Source organism: Streptomyces sp. NPDC023541 (assembly GCF_055559995.1).
This window is the reverse complement of record NZ_JBVHJO010000005.1, coordinates 498,996-522,197: the sequence shown is the minus strand read 5'-3', so window position 1 is coordinate 522,197 and position 23,202 is coordinate 498,996. Positions and strand designations below refer to the sequence as shown.

The 23,202-nt window shown below is 71.1% G+C and carries 25 protein-coding genes; 19 read left to right on the top strand and 6 right to left on the bottom strand.

Annotated features, from left to right (window positions below; all coding sequences use genetic code 11):
* Window positions 1-170: 170 nt before the first annotated feature.
* Window positions 171-1,523 (top strand): COG1470 family protein, encoded by a 1,353-nt coding sequence (locus tag ACZ3X1_RS16035; RefSeq protein WP_467280022.1) that lies wholly within the window; start codon window positions 171-173, stop codon window positions 1,521-1,523.
* A gap of 387 nt (window positions 1,524-1,910) precedes the next feature.
* On the opposite strand, the gene ACZ3X1_RS16030 is transcribed toward ACZ3X1_RS16035, so the two are convergent.
* Both ACZ3X1_RS16030 and ACZ3X1_RS16025 read right to left on the bottom strand, forming a co-directional pair.
* A complete protein-coding gene (locus ACZ3X1_RS16030; protein WP_467280021.1) occupies window positions 1,911-3,404 on the bottom strand; it encodes an ice-binding family protein in 1,494 nt (497 codons plus the stop codon).
* 650 nt (window positions 3,405-4,054) lie between these two features.
* A complete protein-coding gene (locus ACZ3X1_RS16025) occupies window positions 4,055-4,663 on the bottom strand; it encodes a hypothetical protein (protein ID WP_362632030.1) in 609 nt (202 codons plus the stop codon).
* A gap of 133 nt (window positions 4,664-4,796) precedes the next feature.
* On the opposite strand from ACZ3X1_RS16025, the gene hemL reads away from it, so the two are divergent.
* The 8 genes from hemL (at window position 4,797) to ACZ3X1_RS15985 (ending at window position 13,095) form a co-directional block, all read left to right on the top strand.
* Window positions 4,797-6,119: a glutamate-1-semialdehyde 2,1-aminomutase gene (gene hemL / locus ACZ3X1_RS16020; protein ID WP_362632028.1), complete on the top strand. Its 1,323-nt coding sequence runs from the start codon at window positions 4,797-4,799 to the stop codon at window positions 6,117-6,119.
* A complete protein-coding gene (locus tag ACZ3X1_RS16015; RefSeq protein ID WP_356814856.1) occupies window positions 6,116-6,814 on the top strand; it encodes a histidine phosphatase family protein in 699 nt (232 codons plus the stop codon). Before hemL ends, ACZ3X1_RS16015 begins: the two co-directional genes overlap by 4 nt.
* Window positions 6,815-7,015: 201 nt before the next feature.
* A complete protein-coding gene (locus ACZ3X1_RS16010) occupies window positions 7,016-8,251 on the top strand; it encodes a polysaccharide deacetylase family protein (protein ID WP_467280020.1) in 1,236 nt (411 codons plus the stop codon).
* An 87-nt stretch (window positions 8,252-8,338) separates the two neighbouring features.
* Window positions 8,339-8,965 (top strand): TlpA family protein disulfide reductase, encoded by a 627-nt coding sequence (locus ACZ3X1_RS16005; protein ID WP_356814858.1) that lies wholly within the window; start codon window positions 8,339-8,341, stop codon window positions 8,963-8,965.
* Between the two features lie 4 nt (window positions 8,966-8,969).
* Window positions 8,970-9,743 (top strand): cytochrome c biogenesis CcdA family protein, encoded by a 774-nt coding sequence (locus ACZ3X1_RS16000; RefSeq protein WP_467280019.1) that lies wholly within the window; start codon window positions 8,970-8,972, stop codon window positions 9,741-9,743.
* A 13-nt stretch (window positions 9,744-9,756) separates the two neighbouring features.
* Window positions 9,757-11,475: a cytochrome c biogenesis protein ResB gene (gene resB / locus ACZ3X1_RS15995; RefSeq protein ID WP_467280018.1), complete on the top strand. Its 1,719-nt coding sequence runs from the start codon at window positions 9,757-9,759 to the stop codon at window positions 11,473-11,475.
* Window positions 11,472-12,554, top strand: coding sequence for a c-type cytochrome biogenesis protein CcsB (gene ccsB, locus ACZ3X1_RS15990; protein WP_467280017.1), 1,083 nt, complete (start codon window positions 11,472-11,474; stop codon window positions 12,552-12,554). The genes resB and ccsB overlap by 4 nt, the downstream gene beginning before the upstream one ends.
* Before the next feature lie 25 nt (window positions 12,555-12,579).
* Window positions 12,580-13,095 carry an SRPBCC domain-containing protein gene (locus tag ACZ3X1_RS15985; protein WP_356814862.1) on the top strand — a complete coding sequence of 172 codons (516 nt, stop codon included), beginning with the start codon at window positions 12,580-12,582 and terminating at the stop codon, window positions 13,093-13,095.
* 16 nt (window positions 13,096-13,111) lie between these two features.
* Here ACZ3X1_RS15985 and ACZ3X1_RS15980 read toward each other — a convergent pair whose 3' ends face one another.
* Entirely contained in the window at window positions 13,112-13,576 is a 465-nt protein-coding gene (locus ACZ3X1_RS15980; RefSeq protein ID WP_467280016.1) for a MarR family winged helix-turn-helix transcriptional regulator, read from the bottom strand.
* A 95-nt stretch (window positions 13,577-13,671) separates the two neighbouring features.
* On the opposite strand from ACZ3X1_RS15980, the gene ACZ3X1_RS15975 reads away from it, so the two are divergent.
* Window positions 13,672-14,037 carry a cupin domain-containing protein gene (locus tag ACZ3X1_RS15975; RefSeq protein WP_356814864.1) on the top strand — a complete coding sequence of 122 codons (366 nt, stop codon included), beginning with the start codon at window positions 13,672-13,674 and terminating at the stop codon, window positions 14,035-14,037.
* Between the two features lie 118 nt (window positions 14,038-14,155).
* Window positions 14,156-15,250, top strand: coding sequence for a hypothetical protein (locus ACZ3X1_RS15970; RefSeq protein WP_467280015.1), 1,095 nt, complete (start codon window positions 14,156-14,158; stop codon window positions 15,248-15,250).
* Here ACZ3X1_RS15970 and ACZ3X1_RS15965 read toward each other — a convergent pair.
* Window positions 15,247-15,558: a PLD nuclease N-terminal domain-containing protein gene (locus ACZ3X1_RS15965; RefSeq protein ID WP_356814866.1), complete on the bottom strand. Its 312-nt coding sequence runs from the start codon at window positions 15,556-15,558 to the stop codon at window positions 15,247-15,249. The two genes, ACZ3X1_RS15970 and ACZ3X1_RS15965, sit on opposite strands and share 4 nt — an antisense overlap.
* Window positions 15,559-15,648: 90 nt before the next feature.
* Here ACZ3X1_RS15965 and ACZ3X1_RS15960 point away from each other — a divergent pair, with 90 nt between their 5' ends.
* The 3 genes from ACZ3X1_RS15960 to mqnP are packed head-to-tail and all read left to right on the top strand — an operon-like array spanning window position 15,649 to window position 18,523.
* Window positions 15,649-17,106 carry a menaquinone biosynthesis decarboxylase gene (locus ACZ3X1_RS15960; protein WP_356814867.1) on the top strand — a complete coding sequence of 486 codons (1,458 nt, stop codon included), beginning with the start codon at window positions 15,649-15,651 and terminating at the stop codon, window positions 17,104-17,106.
* Window positions 17,103-17,603: a hypothetical protein gene (locus ACZ3X1_RS15955; protein WP_356814868.1), complete on the top strand. Its 501-nt coding sequence runs from the start codon at window positions 17,103-17,105 to the stop codon at window positions 17,601-17,603. Before ACZ3X1_RS15960 ends, ACZ3X1_RS15955 begins: the two co-directional genes overlap by 4 nt.
* A complete protein-coding gene (gene mqnP, locus ACZ3X1_RS15950) occupies window positions 17,600-18,523 on the top strand; it encodes a menaquinone biosynthesis prenyltransferase MqnP (protein WP_467280014.1) in 924 nt (307 codons plus the stop codon). The genes ACZ3X1_RS15955 and mqnP overlap by 4 nt, the downstream gene beginning before the upstream one ends.
* A gap of 42 nt (window positions 18,524-18,565) precedes the next feature.
* On the opposite strand, the gene ACZ3X1_RS15945 is transcribed toward mqnP, so the two are convergent.
* Window positions 18,566-19,171: a rhomboid family intramembrane serine protease gene (locus tag ACZ3X1_RS15945; RefSeq protein WP_356814869.1), complete on the bottom strand. Its 606-nt coding sequence runs from the start codon at window positions 19,169-19,171 to the stop codon at window positions 18,566-18,568.
* 86 nt (window positions 19,172-19,257) lie between these two features.
* On the opposite strand from ACZ3X1_RS15945, the gene ACZ3X1_RS15940 reads away from it, so the two are divergent.
* Entirely contained in the window at window positions 19,258-19,950 is a 693-nt protein-coding gene (locus ACZ3X1_RS15940; RefSeq protein WP_356814870.1) for a UbiX family flavin prenyltransferase, read from the top strand.
* Here the strand turns inward: ACZ3X1_RS15940 and ACZ3X1_RS15935 are convergent.
* Entirely contained in the window at window positions 19,947-20,081 is a 135-nt protein-coding gene (locus ACZ3X1_RS15935) for a hypothetical protein (protein WP_356814883.1), read from the bottom strand. The genes ACZ3X1_RS15940 and ACZ3X1_RS15935 overlap by 4 nt on opposite strands.
* Window positions 20,082-20,203: 122 nt before the next feature.
* Between ACZ3X1_RS15935 and ACZ3X1_RS15930 the strand changes: the two genes are divergently transcribed.
* The 4 genes from ACZ3X1_RS15930 to ACZ3X1_RS15915 all read left to right on the top strand — a co-directional run bounded on the left by ACZ3X1_RS15930 (window position 20,204) and on the right by ACZ3X1_RS15915 (window position 23,017).
* Window positions 20,204-20,659, top strand: a complete 456-nt coding sequence (locus ACZ3X1_RS15930) for an Lrp/AsnC family transcriptional regulator (RefSeq protein WP_030026281.1) — start codon at window positions 20,204-20,206, stop codon at window positions 20,657-20,659.
* Between the two features lie 61 nt (window positions 20,660-20,720).
* Window positions 20,721-21,884, top strand: a complete 1,164-nt coding sequence (gene mqnE, locus ACZ3X1_RS15925; RefSeq protein ID WP_030026283.1) for an aminofutalosine synthase MqnE — start codon at window positions 20,721-20,723, stop codon at window positions 21,882-21,884.
* A gap of 128 nt (window positions 21,885-22,012) precedes the next feature.
* Complete coding sequence (locus ACZ3X1_RS15920; RefSeq protein ID WP_356814871.1) at window positions 22,013-22,537, top strand: GNAT family N-acetyltransferase; 525 nt, start codon at window positions 22,013-22,015, stop codon at window positions 22,535-22,537.
* A gap of 207 nt (window positions 22,538-22,744) precedes the next feature.
* Complete coding sequence (locus ACZ3X1_RS15915) at window positions 22,745-23,017, top strand: DUF4229 domain-containing protein (protein WP_390075943.1); 273 nt, start codon at window positions 22,745-22,747, stop codon at window positions 23,015-23,017.
* Window positions 23,018-23,202: the final 185 nt, after the last annotated feature.

Below are 23,202 nucleotides of genomic sequence, written 5' to 3'. Positions count from 1 at the left end.
TGATGCGTACGTGGGGTAGCGGAATTGGCCGGCTTGCTCGGATCTCGACGCTGAGACCCAACCGATGGCCGTACATGAGGAGTTGGGAAGTCTGTAGGGGCATCGGGACTGCCCGGGGCCTTGCCCCCGCGTCCGTGGAGGCGGCGCGGGCGTCGGCGTAGCGTCGTGGCGTGACATCCCCAGCTGCATCTCCCAGCCCTGGCGCGCCCGTCCTCGACATCGAGCCGGTGTCGGTGATGCCGGGCGGTACCGCCACCACGAGCCTGACCGTCCGCAACGACAGCGACATCGTCGAGGCGTACCGCCTGGAGGTCGTCGGCGACTGCGCTGCCTGGACCACGGTGGAACCCGAGCGCGTCTCGCTGTATCCGGGCACCTCGCAAACGGTGACGATCCGTCTGGCGCCGCCCCGTTCGCCCCTGGTGCGGGCCGGGGACGTGCCGCTCGCCGTGCGTGTGCTGCCCACCGAGCAGCCCGAGGCGGTCCGGGTTCCCGAGACCACCGTGCACGTCGAGGAGTTCCGGGAGCTTCGCGCGGAGAGCGCTCCCAAACGCCGCCGCGGCTGGCTCCGCGGGCGCTACCGCATCGCCGTGCGCAACGAGGGGAACTCCCCGGTACGGGTCGGTTTCACGCCCGCGCAGCCCGGTGAGGACCTGAAGTTCGACTTCGCCCCGGCCACGTTGAAGCTGGAGCCGGGCGAGTCCGCCGAGGTGGTGCTGAAGGTGCGCGCCGGCGGCCCGGTGTGGTTCGGATCCCCCGTGACCTGGCCGTTCACCGTGGAGGTGGCCGAGACCAAGGACGGTGAGGACGGCGACGCCGCCACGGTGCGGCCCGAGCCGGAGAACGTGCGGGCTCCGCTGGACGTGGAGTTCGTCCAGATCCCGATCTTCCCGACGTGGCTGCTCGCCGTTCTGGCGGCGCTGCTCGCGCTGCTGCTCGCCTGGTTCATGCTGGTGCGCCCGGCCGTGCGCAGCACCGCCAAGGAGGCCGCCGCCGAGGCGGCCAGGAACCCGGCGCCCGCCGCGGACGGGGCGGGGCAGACCCCGGTGACCGGTGACGGCAAGCAGCCGGGCGGCGCGGGCACGGCCCCGGGCGCGGCGAAGGGCAACCAGCCCGGAGCGGGCGGCGGCGGTACGGGTGGTGGCGGGGCCGGCGGCGGTGGGGGCGGGCTGCAGAGCTCGGCCACCATCGACCTGCAGACCGGCGGCGGCCAGTCCAAGACCGGCTCCTACACGGTGCCGGCGGGCAAGGTGTTCGGGATCACGGACCTCGTCGTCGCCAACTTCCAGGGCGACGAGGGCGTGGTGACGATCAACTTCGGTGACCGCAAGATCACGACGATCGCGCTGGAGACGTTCCGAAACCAGGACTACCACTGGGTCACCCCCATCAGCATCACCGAGAGCCAGACTGTGACTGTCCAGGTGACCTGTGCAAAGCCGGGCACGCCGGCCACCGGCCGTCAGGCGCAGGAGTGCCACGAAGTCCTCAACGTGAGTGGTGTGCTGAGCGACCTCAGGTGACCCGAGCGGCACGGACATCGTCCGTCAGGCTCGCCCAGGAACAAAGCGGACCCGCTCCGGTCCGTCCGGAAAGTGCTTACCGGACGGACTGGTGACGGGTCGTCGGCAATGGCGCCTTCCGGTGCGGTTACGCCGTTCCACGGCTATTGCCGACCTACTGGGCGGTAGCAAGACGGTACAGAAAAATATGGCTGCATTTCGACGCCTTCTCCCCCCTGCTCCCCGTCCCCGGTCGGCGCCGACCGTACGGGCGGCCACGGCTGCTGCTGCAGGAACGCCCTGAGCCTTGCCGCCGATCACGTGCGGGCACCACTGAGCCCCCGGACGAATGTCCAGGAGCTCGGTGGCGAATGGCTCAACGCGCGGGACGGTCATGCCCGCGACGGGTCAGTCCTGTCGGGTCGCCGTGCCTCCCCGGGTCCTCTTCATGGCGAAGAAGGCCGAGCCTGCGATGAACGCCAGCGCGGCCGCGGCGGCGGCCATGATGCCGGCACCGCTGCCCGAGCCGGTCGCGGCGAGGTCTGCCGGCGCCTCCTTCGGCTGTCGGCCGGTGGCGGCGCTCACGTGGGCGAAGTTGACGCTCTTGGCGGCGTGGCCGGGACCGAACTGGCCCAGGGCGTCGTCGAGGCCGCCTGGCAGGAAGTCGGCCCACGGGGGCTTGCCCTGGTCGTCGTGACCGTGGCCGGGCTTTCCGTGGTCGTCGTGACCGTGGCCGGGCGGCCTTTCGTGGTCGTGCTCGCCGTGGCCGTCTTCACCGTCGTCGCCGTGACCGTGGTGGTGATCACCCGAGTCGCCATCTTCACCCTTGTCGCCGCGCGGCCCCTTGGGTCCGGCGGGTCCGGCGGGTCCGGCAGGTCCGGCAGGTCCGGCGGGTCCGGCAGGTCCGGCGGGTCCGGCGGGTCCTACGGGTCCTACGGGTCCGGCAGGTCCGGCAGGTCCTGCGGGTCCAACGGGGCCGGGTGCGCCGGGGCTGCCGGAGGGGCCGGGTGCGCCCGTGGGGCCGGGTGCGCCGGGGCTGCCGGAGGGGCCGGGTGCGCCCGTGGGGCCGGGTGCGCCCGTGGGGCCGGGTGCACCAGGGCTGCCGGTCGGTCCGGGGGCACCCGTGGGGCCGGGCGCGCCGGTCGGTCCGGGCTCACCCGTGGGGCCGGGCGCGCCGGTCGGTCCGGGCTCACCCGTGGGGCCAGGGGCACCGGTCGGGCCAGGGGCACCGGTCGGGCCGGGAGAGCCGGTCGGTCCGGGAGGCCCGCTCGGTCCGGGAGGCCCGGGCGGGCCGACGGCGCAGGCCGCCCTGGTGATGGTGTTGGTGTCCAGCGTGACCGCGCCATTGCGCGCCAGGGCGCGGCCTTCGAGCACGGCGCCGGTGTTCAGCGTGATGGACGTCAGGGCAAGGATGTTGCCCTTGAACTGGGTGTTCGTGTCGAGCGTGGCGGAGCTCCCCACCTGCCAGAACACGTTGCAGGCGTTTGCTCCGTTGATCAGGGCCACGACGCTCGCCGGAGCTGTGATCAGGGTCGAGGGGATCTGGAAGATGAAGACGGCCTCGGGGTTGTTCTGGCCGTCGAGAGTGACCGTTCCGGTGAGGTTCAGTGTCGACGAGGCCGTGTAGACGCCCGGCGCCAGTGTCTGGCCGCCGATGTCGGGCGGCGTGGCGGTGCCGGGTCCCCGGCTCGCCGCGTCGTTGTAGGCGATGACGAGGTCGGACTTCGCCTGAGCGGCGGCGGCGTCGGTGATGTGCTGCGTTCCGTTGACGATGCCGGGCGGGAAGCCGGTCACCGATGTGCCCGGGTGGAGCCCCAGGTCGCCGTTGATGACGGTGGGGCCGGTATTGGTGACCGTCGAACCGGCCAGGACCGCGTAATTGGTGGCGGTCCCCAGGTTCACGGGGGCTTCCAGAGCGTGAGCGAGGTTCGGGACCAGGGTTGCCGCCGCCAGGAGCGCGGCGGGGAGCAGGACGAGGACTCCCCGTTTGAACAGATTGCGTCTGGGCCTTTTGTCGGGTGGACCCGACCGGATGACATCCAATGCCACAGCAGGACCTTTCTTGTTGCTTCGGGCCTCAGTCCTCCCGGAGGAGGCGCCCGAGCGCCCGCGACGATGACCGCTCAGGGCCGCAGGCCCCCACCCCGCCCCGTCGCGCAGGCTGATCCTGAGCGGCACCGCGAAGTGGCTACCAGGCAGCCATGTGATGAGCCGTCATCCGGGAGTATTCACGCATATTTCCGTGCAATAGCGTCAAATCGGGAAAAGCGGCTGCATGAGTGACGCGGTGTCAGGAGTTGATGGGGTGCACGCACGTGCGGACCTGTCGGGTGCCCGGCCGCCGGCCGCGCCCGGAGCCGGGCCGACCCGCGGGGCGGGGCGCCCGGAAGGGGCGGGCGTGGGCTCGCGTCAGGCAGTCGCAGCGGGGCACGCGCAGTCCGCAACCGGGCACGTTCCTCGGTTGTGCGTCCTCGACGTGCCCCGACCGCCGGCCTCCGGGCGGGCCGGGACGCCCTTGTGGAGGACCGCCGATCGGCGCCGGAGGGGAGGGATCAGGGCCAGACCAGGCAGTACGGCTGGTGTCCGGCCTCGTGCAGACGGTGGCTGAAATCCTGCCACTCGTGCAGCAGCTGGTAGACGTTGAAGGCGTCGCTCGGGCCGCCGCGGTCCGGGACCGTGGACCAGATGAAGGCCGCCGCGCCCACGGACTCCTCGCCGATCCCGCGCAGCGGGTCGACCACCGTCATGGGGAGCTTGACCACCGCGTAGTCGGGGTGCAGGACGACCAGCTCCAGCGGGGGCACCTTGTGCAGGGGTATGCCCTCGATGCCGGTCAGGACCATCGCGGCCACCGTCTCCGGCTTGATCTTGGTGAAGAGGCCGCCCATGCCGAGCTCGTCGCCGCCGAGCTCCTCCGGCCGCATCGTCACCGGGACCCGCGCCGCCGTGGCACCGTCCGGGGCGCCGAAGTACTTGTACGTCACTCCCATGCCGCGGCCCCTGGGCAGGTCCTGCGGCGTCGTCGCGGCCTCCGGCACGGCGTCGGCCGCCTCGGTGGCGCGCCGGCGGTGCTTGCCTCGGCGGCGGGCCTCGCGGGCTTCGCGGGCGCGCTGCGGATCGAGGCCGTCCGTACCCTCACCCGGTCCACCACCGCGTTGCATATCTCCACCCGACTGGTCTTGCTCGCCACGGCCCCGCGGCGCCCGCCGCGCAGCCTGATCATCATGGCAGTGACCTCCCCCGCGGCGACGCGGTGAAACGCCCGCCCGCAAGTCTGTCGCAGCCTCTGAGACCATGGCTGGTGTGAGCTACCCGTACCCGTATGAAGCCCCAGTTTCGCAGACGCTCTTCGAGCGCGCCTCCCTCGTGACCCCCGGCGGCGTGAACTCTCCCGTGCGCGCCTTCCGCGCCGTGGGCGGTACGCCCCGGTTCATGGTGTCCGGGACCGGTCCGTACCTCACCGATGCCGACGGCCGCGAGTACGTGGACCTCGTCTGCTCGTGGGGGCCGATGATCCTCGGCCACTCCCACCCCGAGGTGATCGAGGCCGTCCAGGCCGCCGTCGCCCGCGGCACCTCCTTCGGCACGCCCGGTGAGGGCGAGGTGGCGCTCGCCGAGGAGATCGTCGCGCGCGTCACACCCGTGGAGCAGGTGCGGCTCGTCTCCTCCGGGACGGAGGCCACCATGTCGGCGATCCGGCTGGCACGCGGCTTCACCGGTCGCGCCAAGGTCGTGAAGTTCGCCGGCTGCTACCACGGTCACGTGGACGCGCTGCTCGCCGCCGCCGGTTCCGGGCTCGCGACCTTCGCGCTGCCGGACACCCCCGGCGTCACGGGCGCACAGGCCGGCGACACCATCGTGCTCCCCTACAACGACCTCGAAGCGGTACGGGCGGCCTTCGCCGCGCACCCGGGCGAGATCGCCTGCGTGATCACCGAGGCCGCGCCCGGCAACATGGGCGTGGTCACCCCCGCCGAGGGCTTCAACCAGGGACTCGCGGACCTCTGCCGCGAGAACGGCGCGCTCTACGTCTCCGACGAGGTCATGACCGGCTTCCGGACCTCCCGCGCCGGCTGGTACGGCGTCGACGGGGTCAAGCCCGACCTGATGACCTTCGGCAAGGTCATGGGCGGCGGCTTCCCCGCCGCGGCCTTCGGCGGCCGCGCCGACGTCATGGGCCACCTGGCCCCGGCCGGGCCCGTCTACCAGGCCGGCACGCTCTCCGGGAACCCCGTCGCCACCGCCGCCGGCCTCGCGCAGCTGCGCCTGCTCGACGCGGCCGCGTACGAGAAGGTCGACGCCGTCTCGGCGCAGATCCAGTCCCTGGTCACCGGGGCGCTCGCCAAGGAGGGTGTGGCGCACCGCCTGCAGACCGCGTCCAACATGTTCTCCGTCTTCTTCACCGCGGACGCGGTGCGCGACTACGACGACGCGAAGAAGCAGGAGAGCTTCCGCTTCAACGCGTTCTTCCACTCGATGCTGGCGCAGGGCGTCTACCTGCCGCCGTCCGCCTTCGAGTCCTGGTTCGTCTCCACCGCCCACGACGACAAGGCGATCGAGCGCGTCGCGGCGGCACTGCCGGCCGCCGCCCGTGCCGCCGCGGAGGCCACCGCATGAGCAACGACGGCCGTGAAGCGAAGTCCGACCTCACCGTCGTGCACCTGGTGCGCCACGGCGAGGTGCACAACCCGGACGGGGTCCTGTACGGGCGCCGCGAGGGCTACCACCTCTCCGAGCTGGGCCGCCGGATGGCGGACCGGGTCGCCGAGCACCTGAAGAGCCGGGACATCGCCTACGTGGTGTCCTCCCCTCTGGAGCGGGCGCAGGAGACGGCCGAGCCGATCGCCAAGGCCCACGGCCTGGATCTGGCGACGGACGGGCGGCTGCTGGAGGCGGAGAACGTCTTCGAGGGCAAGACCTTCGGCGTCGGCGACGGGGCGCTGCGCAAGCCCGGCAACTGGAAGCACCTGACGAACCCGTTCAAGCCCTCCTGGGGCGAGCCGTACGTCGAGCAGGTGGTCCGGATGATGAGCGCGCTGGAGTCGGCGCGCGACGCGGCCCGCGGCCGGGAGGCGGTGGCGGTCAGCCACCAGCTGCCGATCTGGATCGTGCGCAGCTTCGCGGAGAAGCGCCGGCTGTGGCACGACCCGCGCCGCCGGCAGTGCACCCTCGCGTCCCTGACGTCCTTCACCTTCCAGGGCGACAAGCTCGTGTCGGTGGGTTACAGCGAGCCGGCCCGGGACCTGGTCCCGGCCCACCTGCTGGCCGGCGCCAAGCCGGTGAAGGGCGCGTCCAAGGCGTTCGGCGCCTGATCCGAGCCTGATCCCCGTTTGATCCGCGTCTGCCCCGGGTCTGTTCCGGGGCGATCCGACGGTCTGTTACGGGCCGTTACAGGCCTGTCCAATTAAATACAAGATGCGCGGGAATCACCGTGTCAGCACACAGGTCCGGTCGGCTTGTCCGTCTCCATGGGCTTCGGGTCGGGACGTGTTGACGACGAGGGGGACGGTGACATGCGCGACAACAGGGGAGTCAGTCGGAGGGGGCTGCTGGGACTGGGACTCGGCGCCGCGGCCGCGATGGGAGTCGCCGGCTGCGGTCTGCCCGATGTGTCCGGTCCCGGCGCTCCCGGACCCGTGAAGGACCCGGAGCCCGGCGAGCGGCCGCCGGCCAGGCCCATCGGTGACGGCTCCACCGCCGACACCGGCCCGCAGCCCCACCAGCCCGACCGGCCCGTGCCGCTCCGTCCGGGCGAGACGCCGCCGCAGTTCGTCGTCTTCAGCTGGGACGGCGCGGGGGAGATCGGCAACGGCCTCTTCCCGCGCTTCCTCAAGCTCGCCAAGGACCACGGCGCGGCCATGACCTTCTTCCTCTCCGGCCTCTACCTGCTGCCCGAGTCGAAGCGGAGCCTCTACCGTCCGCCCAGCAACCCCGTCGGCGCCTCGGACATCGGCTACCTCAAGGACGAGAACGTCCGCGCCACCCTGAAGTACGTCCGCGAGGCGTGGCTCGACGGGCACGAGATAGGCACCCACTTCAACGGCCACTTCTGCGGGGGGCCCGGCTCCGTCGCCCGGTGGACCCCGGACGACTGGCAGAGCGAGATCGACCAGGCCGTGTCCTTCGTCACGAAGTGGCGCACCAACACCGGCTTCACCGACGTGGAACCGCTGCCCTTCGACTACCGCAAGGAACTGGCCGGCTCCCGCACCCCCTGCCTCCTCGGCCGGGACACCCTCCTGCCGACCGCCCAGAAGCTGGGCTGGCGCTACGACTCCAGCTCGCCCGGCGGCCTCCAGGTCTGGCCCGTGCGCCGGTCGGGCGTCTGGGACCTGCCGCTGCAGTCCCTGCCCTTCCCCGGGCACTCCTTCGAGGTGCTGTCGATGGACTACAACCTCCTCGCCAACCAGTCGAAGAACACCACGCAGGGCGTACCCGCCAACTACCCGGCCTGGCGCACCCAGGCCACCGCCACCTACCTCGGCGGCTTCCGCCGGGCCTACGAGACCAACCGCGCGCCCCTCTTCATCGGCAACCACTTCGAGCAGTGGAACGGCGGCATCTACATGGACGCGGTCGAGGAGGCACTCAAGGGCATGGCGGACAAAAGGGATGTACGGCTCGTATCCTTCCGACAGTTCACCGACTGGCTGGACGTCCAGGACCCCAAGGCGCTCGCCCGACTGCGCACCCTCGGCCCCGGCCAGTCGCCCACCGGTGGCTGGAACGCGTACCTGACGGCCGCCTGACCGGTACTGCCCATCCTCTGACCAGGGCATTGACATCGGCCCGGGGGGCGCGACAGATCGCGGAACCGTTCATGCGAAACTTTTCACATGAGCCTTAGCCGCGCCCCCCGACGCCGCTCGACCGGCGGCCGCGCCCTCCTGCTGACCGCGGTGACCCTCACCGGCGCCCTCGCCCTCACGGCGTGCGACGGTCCGGACAGCGGCAAGCCGACCGGGAGTGGCGGGAACTACGTCACGGGCGCGAAGGGCGTCTCCACCGCCGCCAAGGGCGAGCGCACCGAGGCCCCCAAGCTCGACGGCGAGACCGTTGACGGCAAGACGCTCGACACCACGGCCCTCAAGGGCAAGGTCGTCGTCCTCAACGTGTGGGGCTCCTGGTGCCCGCCGTGCCGCGCCGAGGCCCCGTCCTTCGCGAAGGTCTCCAAGGAACTCGCCGACGCGGGCAAGGACGTCGTCTTCGTCGGCGTCAACGTCCGCGACAACAGCAAGCAGAACGCCGCCTCCTTCGAGGAGACCTTCGGGATCACCTACCCGAGCCTCTACGACCCCGACGGCAAACTGCTGCTGCGCTTCCCCAAGGGCAGCCTCCACCCGAACGCCATCCCGTCCACGCTCGTCCTGGACCGGGAGGGCAGGATCGCGGCGCGCACCTTGGCCCCCCTCAGCGAGGAGCAGCTGCGCTCCATGATCGACCCCGTCCTCGCGGAGCAGTGACCTCGTGGTCGCGTACGTCCTCGCCGCCGAGGCCACCGGTGTGAACGAGACGGTGCTGAACGGCGCACTGCTCCTCGCACTGCCGATCGCGCTCCTCGCCGGCCTGGTCTCCTTCTTCTCTCCCTGCGTGCTGCCGCTCGTCCCCGGCTACCTCTCCTACGTGACCGGCGTCAGCGGCGCCGACCTCGCCGAGGCCCGCCGCGGGCGGATGCTGGCGGGCGCGCTCCTGTTCATCGCCGGCTTCACCGCCGTCTTCGTCTCCACCGGCGCGCTCTTCGGATACTTCGGCGAGACCCTCCGGGAGAACAACGAGATCATCTCCCGCGTCCTGGGCGGCGTGGTGATCTTCATGGGCCTCTTCTTCATGGGGGCCGTCCCGGGTCTGACGATGCGGGAGTTCCGCTTCCACCGGAAGCCGACGGCGGGCCTGCTCGGCGCGCCCCTGCTCGGCGTGCTCTTCGGCGTCGGCTGGACCCCCTGCATGGGCCCGACCCTCGCCGCCGTGACCACCCTCTCCCTCGACCAGGCGAGCGCCGGCCGCGGCGCCCTGCTGACCGTGGTCTACTGCCTGGGCCTCGGCGTGCCCTTCATCCTCGCCGCGATCGCCTTCCGCAAGGCGCTCGGCGCGTTCGGGTGGGTGAAGCGGCACTACGCGTGGGTGATGCGCATCGGCGGCGGCATGCTGATCCTGACCGGACTGCTGCTCGTCACAGGAATGTGGGACAGCATCGTCAGCGACATGCAGAGCTGGACCCAAACCTTCACGGTGGGGATCTGAGGACTTAACGGACATGAGTACGACAGACAAAGCGTCCACCGAGGCGTCGCACGAGCCCGCCGAGCCCGGCGACTCCGCCGCCCTCGGCGACGCGGGCGCCCAGCTCTCCACCGCACCCGTCGAGGACCGCGGTCCCGTCGGCATCGGCGTGATCGGCTGGGCCCGCTGGTTCTGGCGGCAGCTCACCTCCATGCGGGTGGCGCTGATCCTGCTCTTCCTGCTGTCGCTGGGCGCCATCCCGGGCTCCCTCGTGCCGCAGACCAACGTCGACGCGCTGAAGGTCGCGCAGTGGAAGGACGAGCACTCCTCCTACGTCGGCATCGCCGAGGCGCTGCAGCTCTTCGACGTCTACAGCTCGGTCTGGTTCTCCGCGATCTACCTGCTGCTGTTCATCTCGCTGATCGGCTGCATCATCCCGCGCGCCTGGCAGTTCGTCGGCCAGCTGCGCGGCCGCCCGCCGGGTGCCCCGGGCCGCCTCGACCGGCTGCCCGCCCACACCACCTGGCGCACCGGGAAGACCCCGGAGGAGGTCCTCGCGCTCGCGAAGACGCTCCTCGGCGAGCGGCGCTTCCGTACCGAGGCGGGCAGGGACCACGTGGCGGCGGAGAAGGGCTACCTCCGCGAGGCCGGGAACCTGATGTTCCACGTCTCGCTGATCGTGATGCTGGTGGCCTTCGCCTGGGGCCAGTACTTCAAGTCCGAGGGCGGCAAGCTGGTCCTGCGCGGCAGCGGCTTCTCCAACACGCTCACCCAGTACGACGACTTCAAGCCCGGCACGCTCTTCCACCCGGACGACCTGCCGCCGTTCAGCTTCACGCTGGACCGGTTCGACGCCACCTACGAGATGTCCGGCCCGCAGCGGGGCACCCCGCGCGACTTCAAGGCGTACGTCACCTTCCGCGACGGCGCGCACGGCGCACCGCAGAAGCGCGAGATCCAGGTCAACAAGCCCCTTGAGGTCGACGGGTCCAAGATCTACCTGCTCGGCCACGGCTACGCGCCGATCATCTCGGTGGCCGACCCCACCGGGAAGGTGGTCTACAAGGACGCCGTCCCGGTCCTCCCGCAGGACGGCAACCTCACCTCCACCGGAGCCGTCAAGGTCACCGACGGCTACAAGGACAAGGACGGCAAGAGCGAGCAGCTCGGCTTCAACGCCGTCTTCGTGCCGACCTTCGCCGGCGAGGGCATGGGCACGATGTTCTCGCAGTTCCCCGCCCCCTTGAACCCGCGGCTCATGCTCAACGCCTTCCACGGCAGCCTCGGCGTGGACTCGGGTCTGCCGCAGAACGTCTACCGGCTCGACACCACCAAGCTGGTGCCGTTCAAGGACGGGTCGGGCCAGCAGTTCAAGCAGAAGCTGGCGCCCGGCGACACGATGACCCTGCCGGACGGCGCGGGCACCGTGAAGTTCGAGGGCATCGAGCGGTGGGCCACCTTCTCCGTCACCCACCAGCCCGGCAGCGCCCTCGCCCTCGGGGGCGCGATCGCCGCCATCGCGGGCCTCGCCGGATCGCTGTTCATCCAGCGCCGACGGGTCTGGGTCCGCGCGGTGACCGGCAAGGACGGCGTCACGGTCGTCGAGATGGCGGGTCTGGGCCGCAGCGAGTCCGCCCGGCTCCCCGAGGAACTGGCGGACCTCGCCGCCACCCTGCACCAGCAGGCGCCGAGCGCGCCCACCGCACCTGCCGAACCACGTGTCGAAGAAACCCCTGAAGGAGAGCGCGGATGACGCCGCTCGCAGCCGCAGCCAACGAGAACCTGGCTCAGATCAGCAACTACCTGATCTATTCGTCGATGGCGGTCTTCACGCTCGCCTTCTTCGCGCACATCGCCGAGTGGACCTTCGGCAGCCGCAGCAAGGTGGCCCGTACGGCCGCCGCGCTCACCGGCGCCGATGCGGCCCCGGCCCCGGCCGTACAGGTCCGCGGCGAGGGCGGGGCCACCGCGGTCCTCGACCGGCCGAAGGTCACCACCCGCTCCGGCGCGGGCACCCGTGACGTGCCCGACGGCCCCGGCGCCGCCGGCGGCACCGTGCAGGGCGACCTGTACGGCCGGATCGCGGTCTCGCTGACCGCGCTCGCCTTCCTCGTCGAGGCGGCCGGAGTCGTCGCCCGCGCGATGTCGGTCGAGCGGGCCCCCTGGGGCAACATGTACGAGTTCTCGATCACCTTCTCCACGGTGGCCGTCGGCACGTACCTGGCGCTCCTCGCCCTGAAGAAGAACGTCCGCTGGATGGGCCTGATCCTGGTCACCACCGTCCTGCTGGACCTCGGCATCGCCGTCACCTGGCTCTACACCGACAGCGACCAGCTGGTCCCGGCCCTGCACTCGTACTGGCTGTGGATCCACGTCTCCACCGCCATCTTCTGCGGCGCCGTCTTCTACCTCGGCGCGGCCGGCGCGGTCCTCTACCTCTTCCGCGACGCCTACGAGGGCAAGCTCGCCGACGGCGGCAAGCCCGGCAGGATCACCTCCTCCATCCTGGAGCGGATGCCGTCCGCCGCTTCGCTGGACAAGTTCTCCTACCGCATCAACGCGGCCGTCTTCCCGCTGTGGACCTTCACGATCATCGCGGGCGCGATCTGGGCCGGCGACGCCTGGGGCCGCTACTGGGGCTGGGACCCCAAGGAGGTCTGGTCCTTCGTGACCTGGGTGGCGTACGCCTGCTACCTGCACGCCCGCGCCACCGCCGGCTGGAAGGGCCGCAAGGCCGCCTACCTGGCGCTCTTCGCCTTCGCCTGCTGGATCTGGAACTACTACGGCGTGAACATCCTGCTCAGCGGCAAGCACTCGTACGCGGGCGTCTGACCGTCGGGAGTGGGACGCTGGTGGCATGTCCCTCGTGAGCCATGCCACCAGCGAACGGCGCGGCGAGAACCACTGGCTGCTCCGCTTCGAGCTGCACCTGCCGTACGCCTACGAGGCCCTCTGGCACGCCCTGACCACGCCCGACGGGCTGCGCGGCTGGCTGGCCGAGGCCGACGTCCTGGAACGGCACCTCGGCGGTGCCGTCACGCTGCGCTGGCTGAACACCGGGACCGTGGTGAGCGGCCACGTCTCGGCCTGGGACGTCGAGCGCGTCGCCGAGTACACCGTGAGCGAGCACGGGCGGATCCGCTTCCACCTGGAGGCCGTCGGCACCGACTCGACGGTCATCCGGTTCCTGAACGAACGCGGCGGATCCGACGAGGACCGCCTCGACTGCCTGGCCGGCTGGCACGAGCACTTCGAGCTGCTGGACGCCGCACTGGCCGGACGCCCGACGGACTGGTCCACCTGGACGGACGCCCGCTGGGCGCGGCTGCGCGAGTCGTACGCGTCCTTCACCAGGGCCCGCAAGGCCTCCTGAACCGCCTGGGCCGCGTTCACCACACCGGGCGCAGGGGCGGCAGCCCCTCCTCTCCGTGGAGCGCGCGCACGACGCGCGACAGCTCCCGGCGCAGGGCGCCGACGTCGGCGCTGCCCGCGAGCTCGGCCTCCAGCTCGTGCAGGACCCGGCCCGCGACCAAGAGGTGTTCCCGGGCCGCCGCGGTCAGCACGACCAGCTTGCGGCGGCCGCCCCCGGGGTGCGGCTCGCGGCGTACGTAGCCGCGCCTCTCCAGATCGTCCACGATCTGCCCGGCCGCCTGTTTGGTCACCCCGAGCCGCTCGGCGAGCTCGGTGGCGGTGGCGCCGTCGCCCTTCAGGGCCTGGAAGGCCATGCCGTGCACGGGCCGCAGGTCGCCCTGGCCCGCGTCGGCCAGGCGCCGGGTGAACTCGCCCAGCACCAGTTGGAAGCCCAGGCCGAGCAGGAAGGTCAGCTCGACGCCGGCGTAGTCGTCTCTCGTCACGCAAATATGGTGACACGACTGAGTCAAGGTGCTTTACTCACTGCGAGTAAAGCACCTTGACTAAGTAGCCGAGAAGAACGGGCCCCGCCTTGCACGTGATCGCCGCTTCCCCCGAGAACGTCACCACCACCCCGAACGCCACCATGACCGCCTTCGCCGCCCCCAGCCGCGGCAGCTCCGAGCTGTCCACCTGGCACGTCGACATGCCCGCCGGCGCCACCGGCCCCGAGCACTCCGTCAGCCGCGAGCAGGTCTGGACCCTGACCGCCGGCTCCCTGGAGGCCACCTGCGACGGCCGCACCGAGAAGGTCACCGCGGGCCAGACCCTGGTCCTGCCCGCGGACGTGCCGCGCCGGATCCACGCCGCCGAGACCTTCCAGGCCTACGTCGCGATGCGCGCGGACGGCGTGGTGTCGGTGCCGGGAGAGGAGGGCACCCGCGCCCTCCCTTGGGCCCGGTAGGACCCTGCCGCGCCCCCGCCCGGGGGCGTGTGACGGAACCGCCGCCTCCCCGTCCGGGGTCCGTAACAGACCTTCCGGTCCGGGACGCGGCGAGCGGCCCCCGGGCATGCTGACCAGCATGATCGAAAACAACGGGGGGACGACCGGGGAGCCGCGCAAACGGTCCGCGTTCGTCGCGGTCGCCGCCGTCGGGCTGGCGTCGGTACTGGCCGGGGCCGGGCTGCTGCTCGGCCCCGTCGCGAACGCCGTGGACACGCAACGCGCCTTCGAGGCCGCGACGCCGTGCGCCCGGGGACAGACGCGGGACTGCCTGAGTGCGGCTCCCGCGACGGTGGTGGGGCGCTTGGACAACGGCAGCCTCCGGCACGCCGACATCGAGTTCGCGACGGCCGACGGGACCAGCCAGGTGATCACCCTGGACTACAAACCCGACGAGAGGCACTTCCCCGCGGACAGGCCCGTCCGGCTGGTCGCCTGGCGGGGCGCGGTCACCGCGGTCCAGTACGGCAACGGCCCGACCGCCGGCAGCTCCCCCACCACCGACCACCCGCGCGACGCCCACCAGGCGCCCCTGGCCTGGGCCCTGGGCCTGGTCTTCGCCGGTGCGGGCGTGCTGTGGCTCGTGACGTGGACCGCAGCCTTCTCCACGCGCTCCCTGCGCAATGCGCCGCCGGGGGCCGCCGTCCCGTACGTCTGGCTCGTGACGGTCGCGGTCGCCGCGCCCTTCACAGCCATGTTGACCGACGGCGTGCCCCAGAGCCTGTTCTGGACGGCCGTCGCCGCCGCCGTGCTGCTGTGCATCACCGTCGCCCTCTGCCGGTCCCAGGTGGACCGGGGCGGGGTGATCGAGGTGGCGCCGCGCCGCGACGGGCGGGAACACGTCTTCCCGGCGCTGGTGCTCGGTGACCGCAGCGGCCCCGGCGGTACGTACGCCCACAGCCACCTCGTCGTGGGCCCGGGGGTGCTCGCCTTCACCAACGACCCCACCGGCGCCTTCCGGCGCGACCCGCTGCCCGCCGGGCTGGTGTTGGAGCGGGTCCGGCGGCTGCTGCCCTCGGATCCCGATGCCATCGTCGCGAACGACGTCGGCCGCGCCTGCCTGGTGGCCCAGTGCCGCGACGGGGAGCGCGAGGTGCTCATAGCCGTCACACCCCGGAACATGCGGTGGCTCGTCGGCGCGCTGCCCCGCACGGACCCCGCCGACGCCGACTAGTCGGAGTCCTTGTCCTTGTCGCGGTCCTTGTTCTCCTGCTCCTCGCGCAGGAACTTCAGGAACTCCGGGTTGTCGTCCGGAGCCACCCACCGGCTCCGGCCCCGGGGGCCGCGCCCACCGCCGGAGGCCACCCGCTTCTTGCCCGCGAACAGCCACACCACCGGTCCCACGATGGAGAAGAGCAGGATGATGAGCACCCACATCGCCTTGGGCAGGTGCTTGACCTCTTCCTCCGGTGTGTTCAGGCAGTCGATGAAGGCGTAGATGGTCAGCGCGATGATCAGCAGGAACGGCAGATAGCGCAGCACGGTGTGGGACCGACTCCCGGGCAGTGGCGGCGGGCCCGCAGGGGGCCCCGGTGACGCTCCCAGCGTAGTTGGTGACGGATACTGGCCCCTATGGCTTACGACGATCTCCGCTCGCTGCTCCGGGCTCTGGAGCGAGAGGGCGACCTCAAGCGCATCAAGGCCGAAGTCGACCCGTACCTGGAGGTCGGGGAGATCGTCGACAGAGTGAACAAAGCGGGCGGCCCCGCGCTCCTCTTCGAGAACGTCAAGGGCTCGGCGATGCCGCTGGCCATGAACGTGTTCGGCACCGACCGCCGCCTCCTGAAGGCCCTGGGCCTGAAGTCCTACGCCGAGATCAGCGAGAAGATCGGCGGCCTGCTCAAGCCGGAGCTGCCGCAGGGCTTCATCGGGGTCCGCGAGGCCTTCGGCAAGCTCGGCTCGATGGTCCACGTGCCGCCGAAGAAGGTGAAGGGCGACTCCGCGCCCGTCCAGGAGGTCGTCCTCACCGGCGACGACGTCGACCTGGACCTGCTGCCGGCCCTCTTCACCTGGCCGAAGGACGGCGGCTCCTTCTTCAACCTCGGCCTCACCCACACCAAGCACCCCGAGACGGGCGTGCGCAACCTCGGCCTCTACCGGCTGCAGCGCCACGACAGGCGCACCATCGGCATGCACTGGCAGATCCACAAGGACAGCCGCAACCACTACGCCGTCGCCGCGGCCAAGGGCGAGCGGCTGCCGGTCGCGATCGCCTTCGGCTGCCCGCCCGCCGTCACGTACGCGTCCACCGCTCCGCTGCCGGGCGACATCGACGAGTACCTCTTCGCCGGCTTCGTCGCGGGCAAGCGGATCGAGATGGTCGACTGCAAGACCGTCCCGCTCCAGGTCCCGGCCAACGCGGAGGTCGTCGTCGAGGGCTGGCTGGAGCCCGGCGAGATGCTCCCGGAGGGCCCCTTCGGCGATCACACCGGCTTCTACACCCCGCAGGAGCCCTTCCCGGCCCTGAAGATCGACTGCATCACGATGCGCAAGCGGCCGCTGCTCCAGTCGATCGTGGTGGGACGCCCGCCGACCGAGGACGGCCCGCTGGGCCGCGCGACGGAGCGGTTCTTCCTGCCCCTGCTGAAGATCATCGTCCCGGACATCGTGGACTACCACCTGCCCGAGTCCGGCGGCTTCCACAACTGCGCGATCGTCTCGATCGACAAGAAGTACCCCAAGCACGCGCAGAAGGTCATGCACGCCATCTGGGGCGCCCACATGATGTCGCTGACCAAACTGATCATCGTGGTGGACAAGGACTGCGACGTCCACGACCTGCACGAGGTGTCCTGGCGGGCCCTCGGCAACACGGACTACTCCCGCGACCTCACGGTCGTCGAGGGCCCGGTGGACCACCTCGACCACGCCTCGTACCAGCAGTTCTGGGGCGGCAAGGCGGGCATCGACGCGACGAAGAAGCTGCCCGAGGAGGGCTACACCCGCGACGGCGGCTGGCCGGACATGGTGGAGTCGGACCCGGCGACCGCCGCCCTGGTGGACCGCCGCTGGAAGGAGTACGGCCTGTGAGCCCGATTGCTGTGGGCGGCCCCGCCCTGTTCCTCGGCGACGGCACGCCGTGCGTGGCACTGGTGCGCCCGGAGCTCGACGTGAACGACTTCGGGCTGCGGTTCGCCGCGGAGCAGGCCGGTGTCACCCCGGAGGAGTTCGCCGGCCCGTCCGACGTCTGGCAGGTGATGGCGGACCGCCAGGACGGCGAGGGCCGTTCCTTCGAACTGCCGGAGCTGTCCGACGGGGACGTGGCGGTCTTCACCGAGGAGCTGATGGCCGCCCTGTCCGGTGCCGGCACCGGTGGGGGCGCCGAACTGGAGCTGTCCGACGGCGCCCTCACCGTCACCGTCGACGCGGCCGGTGACGACCGGGTCGCCCTGACCGCCCGGGTCGTACCGCCGCCCGGCGGGGACGCACCGGCGGGCGAGAGCGGCCCGCTGGAGCTGGAACTGGGCACCCTGCCCGTCGCCGAACTCCGCGACGAGGTGGCCTCCTTCCGCCGGAGCTTCGCATGATGACCACCGCGGAAGACGTCCTCGGGCCCGGCCCGGCGCCGCGGGCCGACGGCAAGGTCAAGGCCTTCCTGCGGCTGGTGATGATCGAGCACTCGGTCTTCGCGCTGCCGTTCGCCTACATCGCGGCCCTGACCGCCATGTTCCAGCTCGACCGGACCGTGCACTGGGGCAAGCTGCTCCTCGTCACCGTGTGCATGGTGGGGCTGCGCACCTTCGCCATGGCCGCGAACCGGATCATCGACCGCGAGATCGACGCCCGCAATCCGCGGACCGCGGGGCGCGAGCTGGTCACCGGCGCGGTGTCGGTCCGCTCGGCCTGGACCGGAGCCGCGATCGCGCTCGTGGTCTTCCTCGGCTCGGCGGCCCTGCTGAACCCGCTGTGCCTGGCGCTGGCGCCGGTCGCCGTCGTCCCGATGGTGGTCTATCCGTACGGCAAGCGGTTCACGAACTTCCCGCACGCCATCCTGGGGCTTGCCCAGGCGATGGGCCCGGTCGGGGCCTGGCTGGCGGTCACCGGCGAGTGGTCCTGGGACGCGGTCGTCCTGGGCCTGGCGGTCGGCGTGTGGATCGGCGGCTTCGACCTGATCTTCGCCTGCCAGGACGTGGCCGCCGACCGCGCGGAAGGCGTCAAGTCCGTCCCGGCCCGCTTCGGCGTCCCGGCCGCCCTCTGGGGGGCGCGCGGCTCGCACGTCGCGACGACGGCCCTGCTGGTCTGGTACGCGCTCGCCACGGACGCCGGCCCGCTGTTCTGGGCCGGCCTGGCGATCGTCGTCGCCGCCTTCGTCTACGAGCACACCATCGTGACGCCCGACGACCTGTCCCGCCTGAACCGGGCCTTCTTCACGGTCAACGGCTTCATCGGCATCGCCCTCTTCGCGTGCGCCCTGGCCGACCTCGTGGTCCGCGGCCTGACCGTGTAGCCGGGCGGGCCCCGCCGTCGTCAGGCCGTGACCCCGCCGTCGTCAGGCCGTGACGGCCGGGCGGTGGGCCGGCCGGCGGAAGCAGAGGGCCGTCACGATGCCCGCGACCAGACCGCACAGGTGGCCCTGCCAGCTCACGCCCGAGTCCGTCGGGAGGATGCCGGAGACGATCGTGGTGCCCCAGACGGCGGCGACGCCCACGGCCACCGCGATGCCCAGCGCCTTGCGCTCGACGAAGCCCCGTACGAGCAGGTAGCCGAAGAGCCCGAAGACGATGCCGGAGGCGCCGAGCGTCATGGTCCCGGACGGCGATATCAGCCAGGTGCCGAGGCCGTCGGCCAGCAGGATCAGGCCGCACACCGCGAGGAACCGGCGGATCCCGGACAGGGCGGCTATGAAGCCGAGGACCAGCAGCGGGACGCTGTTGGACGCGACGTGGTCGAAGCCGAAGTGGAGGAAGGCCGCGGAGACCACGCCGCTGAGGCTGTCGGGGTCGCGGGCGACGATCCCGTACTGGTCGAGGGCGTGCCCGGTGGCGTGGTCGACGGCCTCCAGGACCCACAGCAGGGCCACCCAGCCCAGCATCAGCTTGGCCGCGGCCTTGGCCCGGCCGGTCTGCGTCCAGCCGGTATCCACCGTCGTGCTCATCTTCGCCCCCTTCGCGGCTCCCCTCACGGGAACGTGCGGTCACCTTACTGAGTGCCCGCCGGGCATGGCCGGATAGTCTCGGAGGTATGACAGAGCGCAATCGCACCCCGTGGGTGGTCGGGGTTTCCGGAGCGTCCGGGACGCCGTACGCGGCGGCGGTGCTCCGCGGGCTGCTCGCCGCGGGGGAGAGCGTCGACCTGGTCGTGAGCCGGGCATCGCGCCTCACCCTGCTGGACGAGACCCAGATCGCCTTCCGCGACGCGCACTGGCGCGAGGACCTCGCGCAATGGCTGGCACGCGGAGCCGACGGAAAGCCGGGGACCTTCGAGGGCCTGGCGGCCGACGCGGACGTCCGGTACTGGGCCGCCGGGGATCTGGCCGCAGGCCCGAGCTCGGGCTCGTACCCGGCCAAGGGGATGCTCATCGTCCCCGCCTCCACGGCGTGCGTGGCGGGAGTGGCGCTCGGGCTGTCGAAGGACCTGCTCCAGCGCGTGGCGAGCGTGACGCTCAAGGAGCGGCGCCGGCTGGTGGTCGCGGTGCGGGAGACCCCGCTGAACGGGCAGACGCTGAAGCACCTGGTGGCGCTGGACGAGGCGGGCGCGGTCGTGCTGCCCGCCTCTCCGGCGTTCTACGCGGGTGCGACGCACATCCAGGATCTGGTGGACTTCGTCGCCGGGCGGGTGCTGGACGCGGCAGGGGTGCCGCACCGGCTGTACCGCCGCTGGGAGGGGGAACTGGGAGGCTCCCGCTCCCCCCGGGGGGCAAGCGGCGGTGACTAGGCCTTCTTGCGGCCCAGCGGCTTGCGGGCCTTGTCGACGCGGACGGCCGCGGCGGGCTGGTGGGCACGGGATCGGTTGGCCAGCTCCTGGAGCTCTCGCATGTGTGCGTGCGCCATCTCGATCGTGAACACGGTGTACCACTCCTGAAGATCGTCGCTGATCTGTTGAATGAAATCACAGGGTGTTGACCCTGTGTGCCTTAGATTCTATACCTAGACTTGCAGGATCGCCGAATAATGGAAGGCGCCACGTAATGGACACGGTGGACAGGCAGCTCATCCAGGCACTCCGGGAGAACGGTCGCGCCTCGTACGCGGAGCTGGGCCGTCTCGTGGGCCTCTCCGGCCCCAGCGTCACCGACCGCATCAACCGGCTGGAGACGGCCGGCGTCATCACCGGTTACCGCGCGACGGTCGACTCGGCCTCGCTCGGCCTCGGCGTCACCGCGCTGATCGGCATCTCCCTCTCCGACGCCGCCGACCACGAGGACGTGGCCCGGCGGCTGCGCGACCTCGCGGAGATCGAGGACTGCTGGTTCATCGCCGGTGACGACTCCTACATGCTCAAGGTGCGCGCCAGCGACGTGGACGGCCTGGAGAAGATCATCCGTAAGCTCTCCGGAACCAAGGGCGTCTCGCGCACCCGCACCACCATCGTGCTCTCCACGAAGTGGGAGAACCGGGTCGGGGAGCTGCCCGAGGAAGCCTGAGAGTACGGTTGGTCAGGGTTTGCAGGACAGGCAAGAGGCATCTAGAGGAGGCGACCGGTACATGGACGCTGGGCTCAAGCGTGAGCTGGAGGAGAAGGTCCGCTCCGGCGAGCGGCTGACCCGGGAGGACGGCATCGCCCTCTACGAGTCGGACGACCTGGCCTGGCTCGGCGGCCTCGCCCACGAGGTGCGCACGCGCAAGAACGGTGACGTGGTGCACTTCAACGTCAACCGCCACCTCAACATGACCAACGTGTGCACCGCGTCGTGCGCGTACTGCTCGTTCCAGCGCAAGCCGGGCGAGAAGGACGCGTACACGATGCGCATCGAGGAGGCCGTGCGGCTGGCCAAGGCCATGGAGACGGAGAACCTCACCGAGCTGCACATCGTCAACGGCCTGCACCCGAACCTGCCGTGGCGCTACTACCCGCGCTCGCTCTCCGAGCTGAAGAAGGCGCTGCCGAACGTCTCGCTGAAGGCCTTCACGGCGACCGAGATCCACCACTTCGAGACGATCTCCGGCATGTCGGCCTCCGACATCCTGGACGAGCTGATCGAGGCCGGCCTGGAGTCCCTCACCGGCGGCGGCGCGGAGATCTTCGACTGGGAGGTCCGCCAGCACATCGTCGACCACCGCACCCACTGGGAGGACTGGTCGCGCATCCACCGTCTCGCGCACTCGAAGGGCCTCAAGACCCCCTCGACGATGCTGTACGGGCACATCGAGGAGCCGCGCCACCGCGTGGACCACGTGCTGCGCCTGCGCGAGCTCCAGGACGAGACCGGCGGCTTCCAGGTCTTCATCCCGCTGCGCTACCAGCACGACTTCGTGGACATGCAGGACGGCAAGGTGCGCAACAAGCTGCAGGCGCGCACGACGATGGCCACCGGCGCCGAGGCGCTGAAGACCTTCGCCGTCTCGCGGCTGCTCTTCGACAACGTGCCGCACGTGAAGGTCTTCTGGGTGATGCACGGCGTGCAGACCGCCCAGCTCGCGCTCCAGCACGGCGCGGACGACATGGACGGCTCGGTCGTCGAGTACAAGATCACCCACGACGCGGACAACTACGGCACCCCGAACAAGCTGGGCCGTGAGGACCTGCTGGAGTTGATCCGGGAGGCCGGCTTCCGGCCGGTCGAGCGCAACACGCGCTACGAGATCATCCGCGAGTACCCCGGCCCGGACGCGGACCTGCGCGAGACCCCGCAGGCGATGCGCGTCTGACCGGCGCGCGCCAGGGGCGTCAAGGCGTCAGAGGCGCCAGAGCCGCTCCCGGCGAGTTAACCCCGGCCCATGGGCCGGGGTTTAGCTTTTTCTGGACGGGCGGATTAGGTAATGGGTAAACTTGTTGAATGACCCTTACTTTCACCCTGGATCCGGTCGTCGGACCCTCCCTGCGTGATGGAATCCTCGAACTCTGGGCGGACGTCTCCAACGCGGGCGGCGCCGTGGGCTTCGTGCCGCCGGTCACCCACGACGACGTCCGCCCCTCGCTCGACAAGCACCTGGCCGCCGTCGCCGACGGGACCTGCCGGCTGCTCGTCGGGCGCGACCAGGACGGCGCGGTCGCCGCCACCTCCTTCCTCACCCACAACGCGCACCGCCTCCAGCGGCACTGGCTGTGGGCCTACACGGTGATGGTCCATCCGCGTCATCAGGGCAAGGGGTTCGGCCGCGAGCTCATGGCCGCGACCGAAGCCGCCGCCCGCTCCGTCGAAGGCATCGACGCGGTCCGCCTCACCTGCCGCGGCGGCCTCGGACTGGAGCACTTCTACTCCTCCTGCGGCTACAAGGAGGTCGGCCGCGTCCCCGGCGCCGTCCGGGTGGCCCCCGGCGACGACCGCGACGACATCACGATGCTGCTGCCGCTGTACTGACGGCCGAGGCCGCGCACGGGCCCGCCGCACGGCCGGGGAGGTGCCGAGGTGTGCCGCCCGCGCACCCCGGCGGGCCGCGGGCGGGCTGCGGCGTGCTTCACTGGACGGGCACCGTGCGACGCACGACGTACCGACCGCCAACGCCACGACGAGAGAGAAGGGGTCACCGTGTCCCTCAAGCCGAGCGCAACGATCCGATACACCGCGATGCGCCTGGGCATCTTCGTCGGCTGCCTCGCCGTCGTCGCCGTCCTCGTCCGGCTCCGCTGGGTGCCCGCCGGACTCGGCGACGCCAACGGCGCCTGGGTCGTGCTGCTCGCCCTCGTCCTCTCCGCCCCGCTCTCCTTCGTCCTCCTGCGCAAGCAGCGCGACGAGATGTCCGCGCAGATCTCCGGGCGCGTCGCGGGTGCGAAGGAGAAGCTCGCCGCCAACCGCAGCCAGGAGGACCGGGCGGACGACGCGGCGCGCGTCGGGTCATAGCGCCCCAGTTGGCTTCATCACACATCGAACCGCCCCAGCATCGGGTATACCGCCCGTAACGCTGGGGCGTTGGTGTTTTCCGGGCCCGCGCAAGAGGGCCCCGTGCGCCGCTGTCTCAAAGGGCCCCTTTGAGATTCTCAAAGGAGAAGTGTTAGCGTGTTCAACATGTTGACCACAGCTGCGCA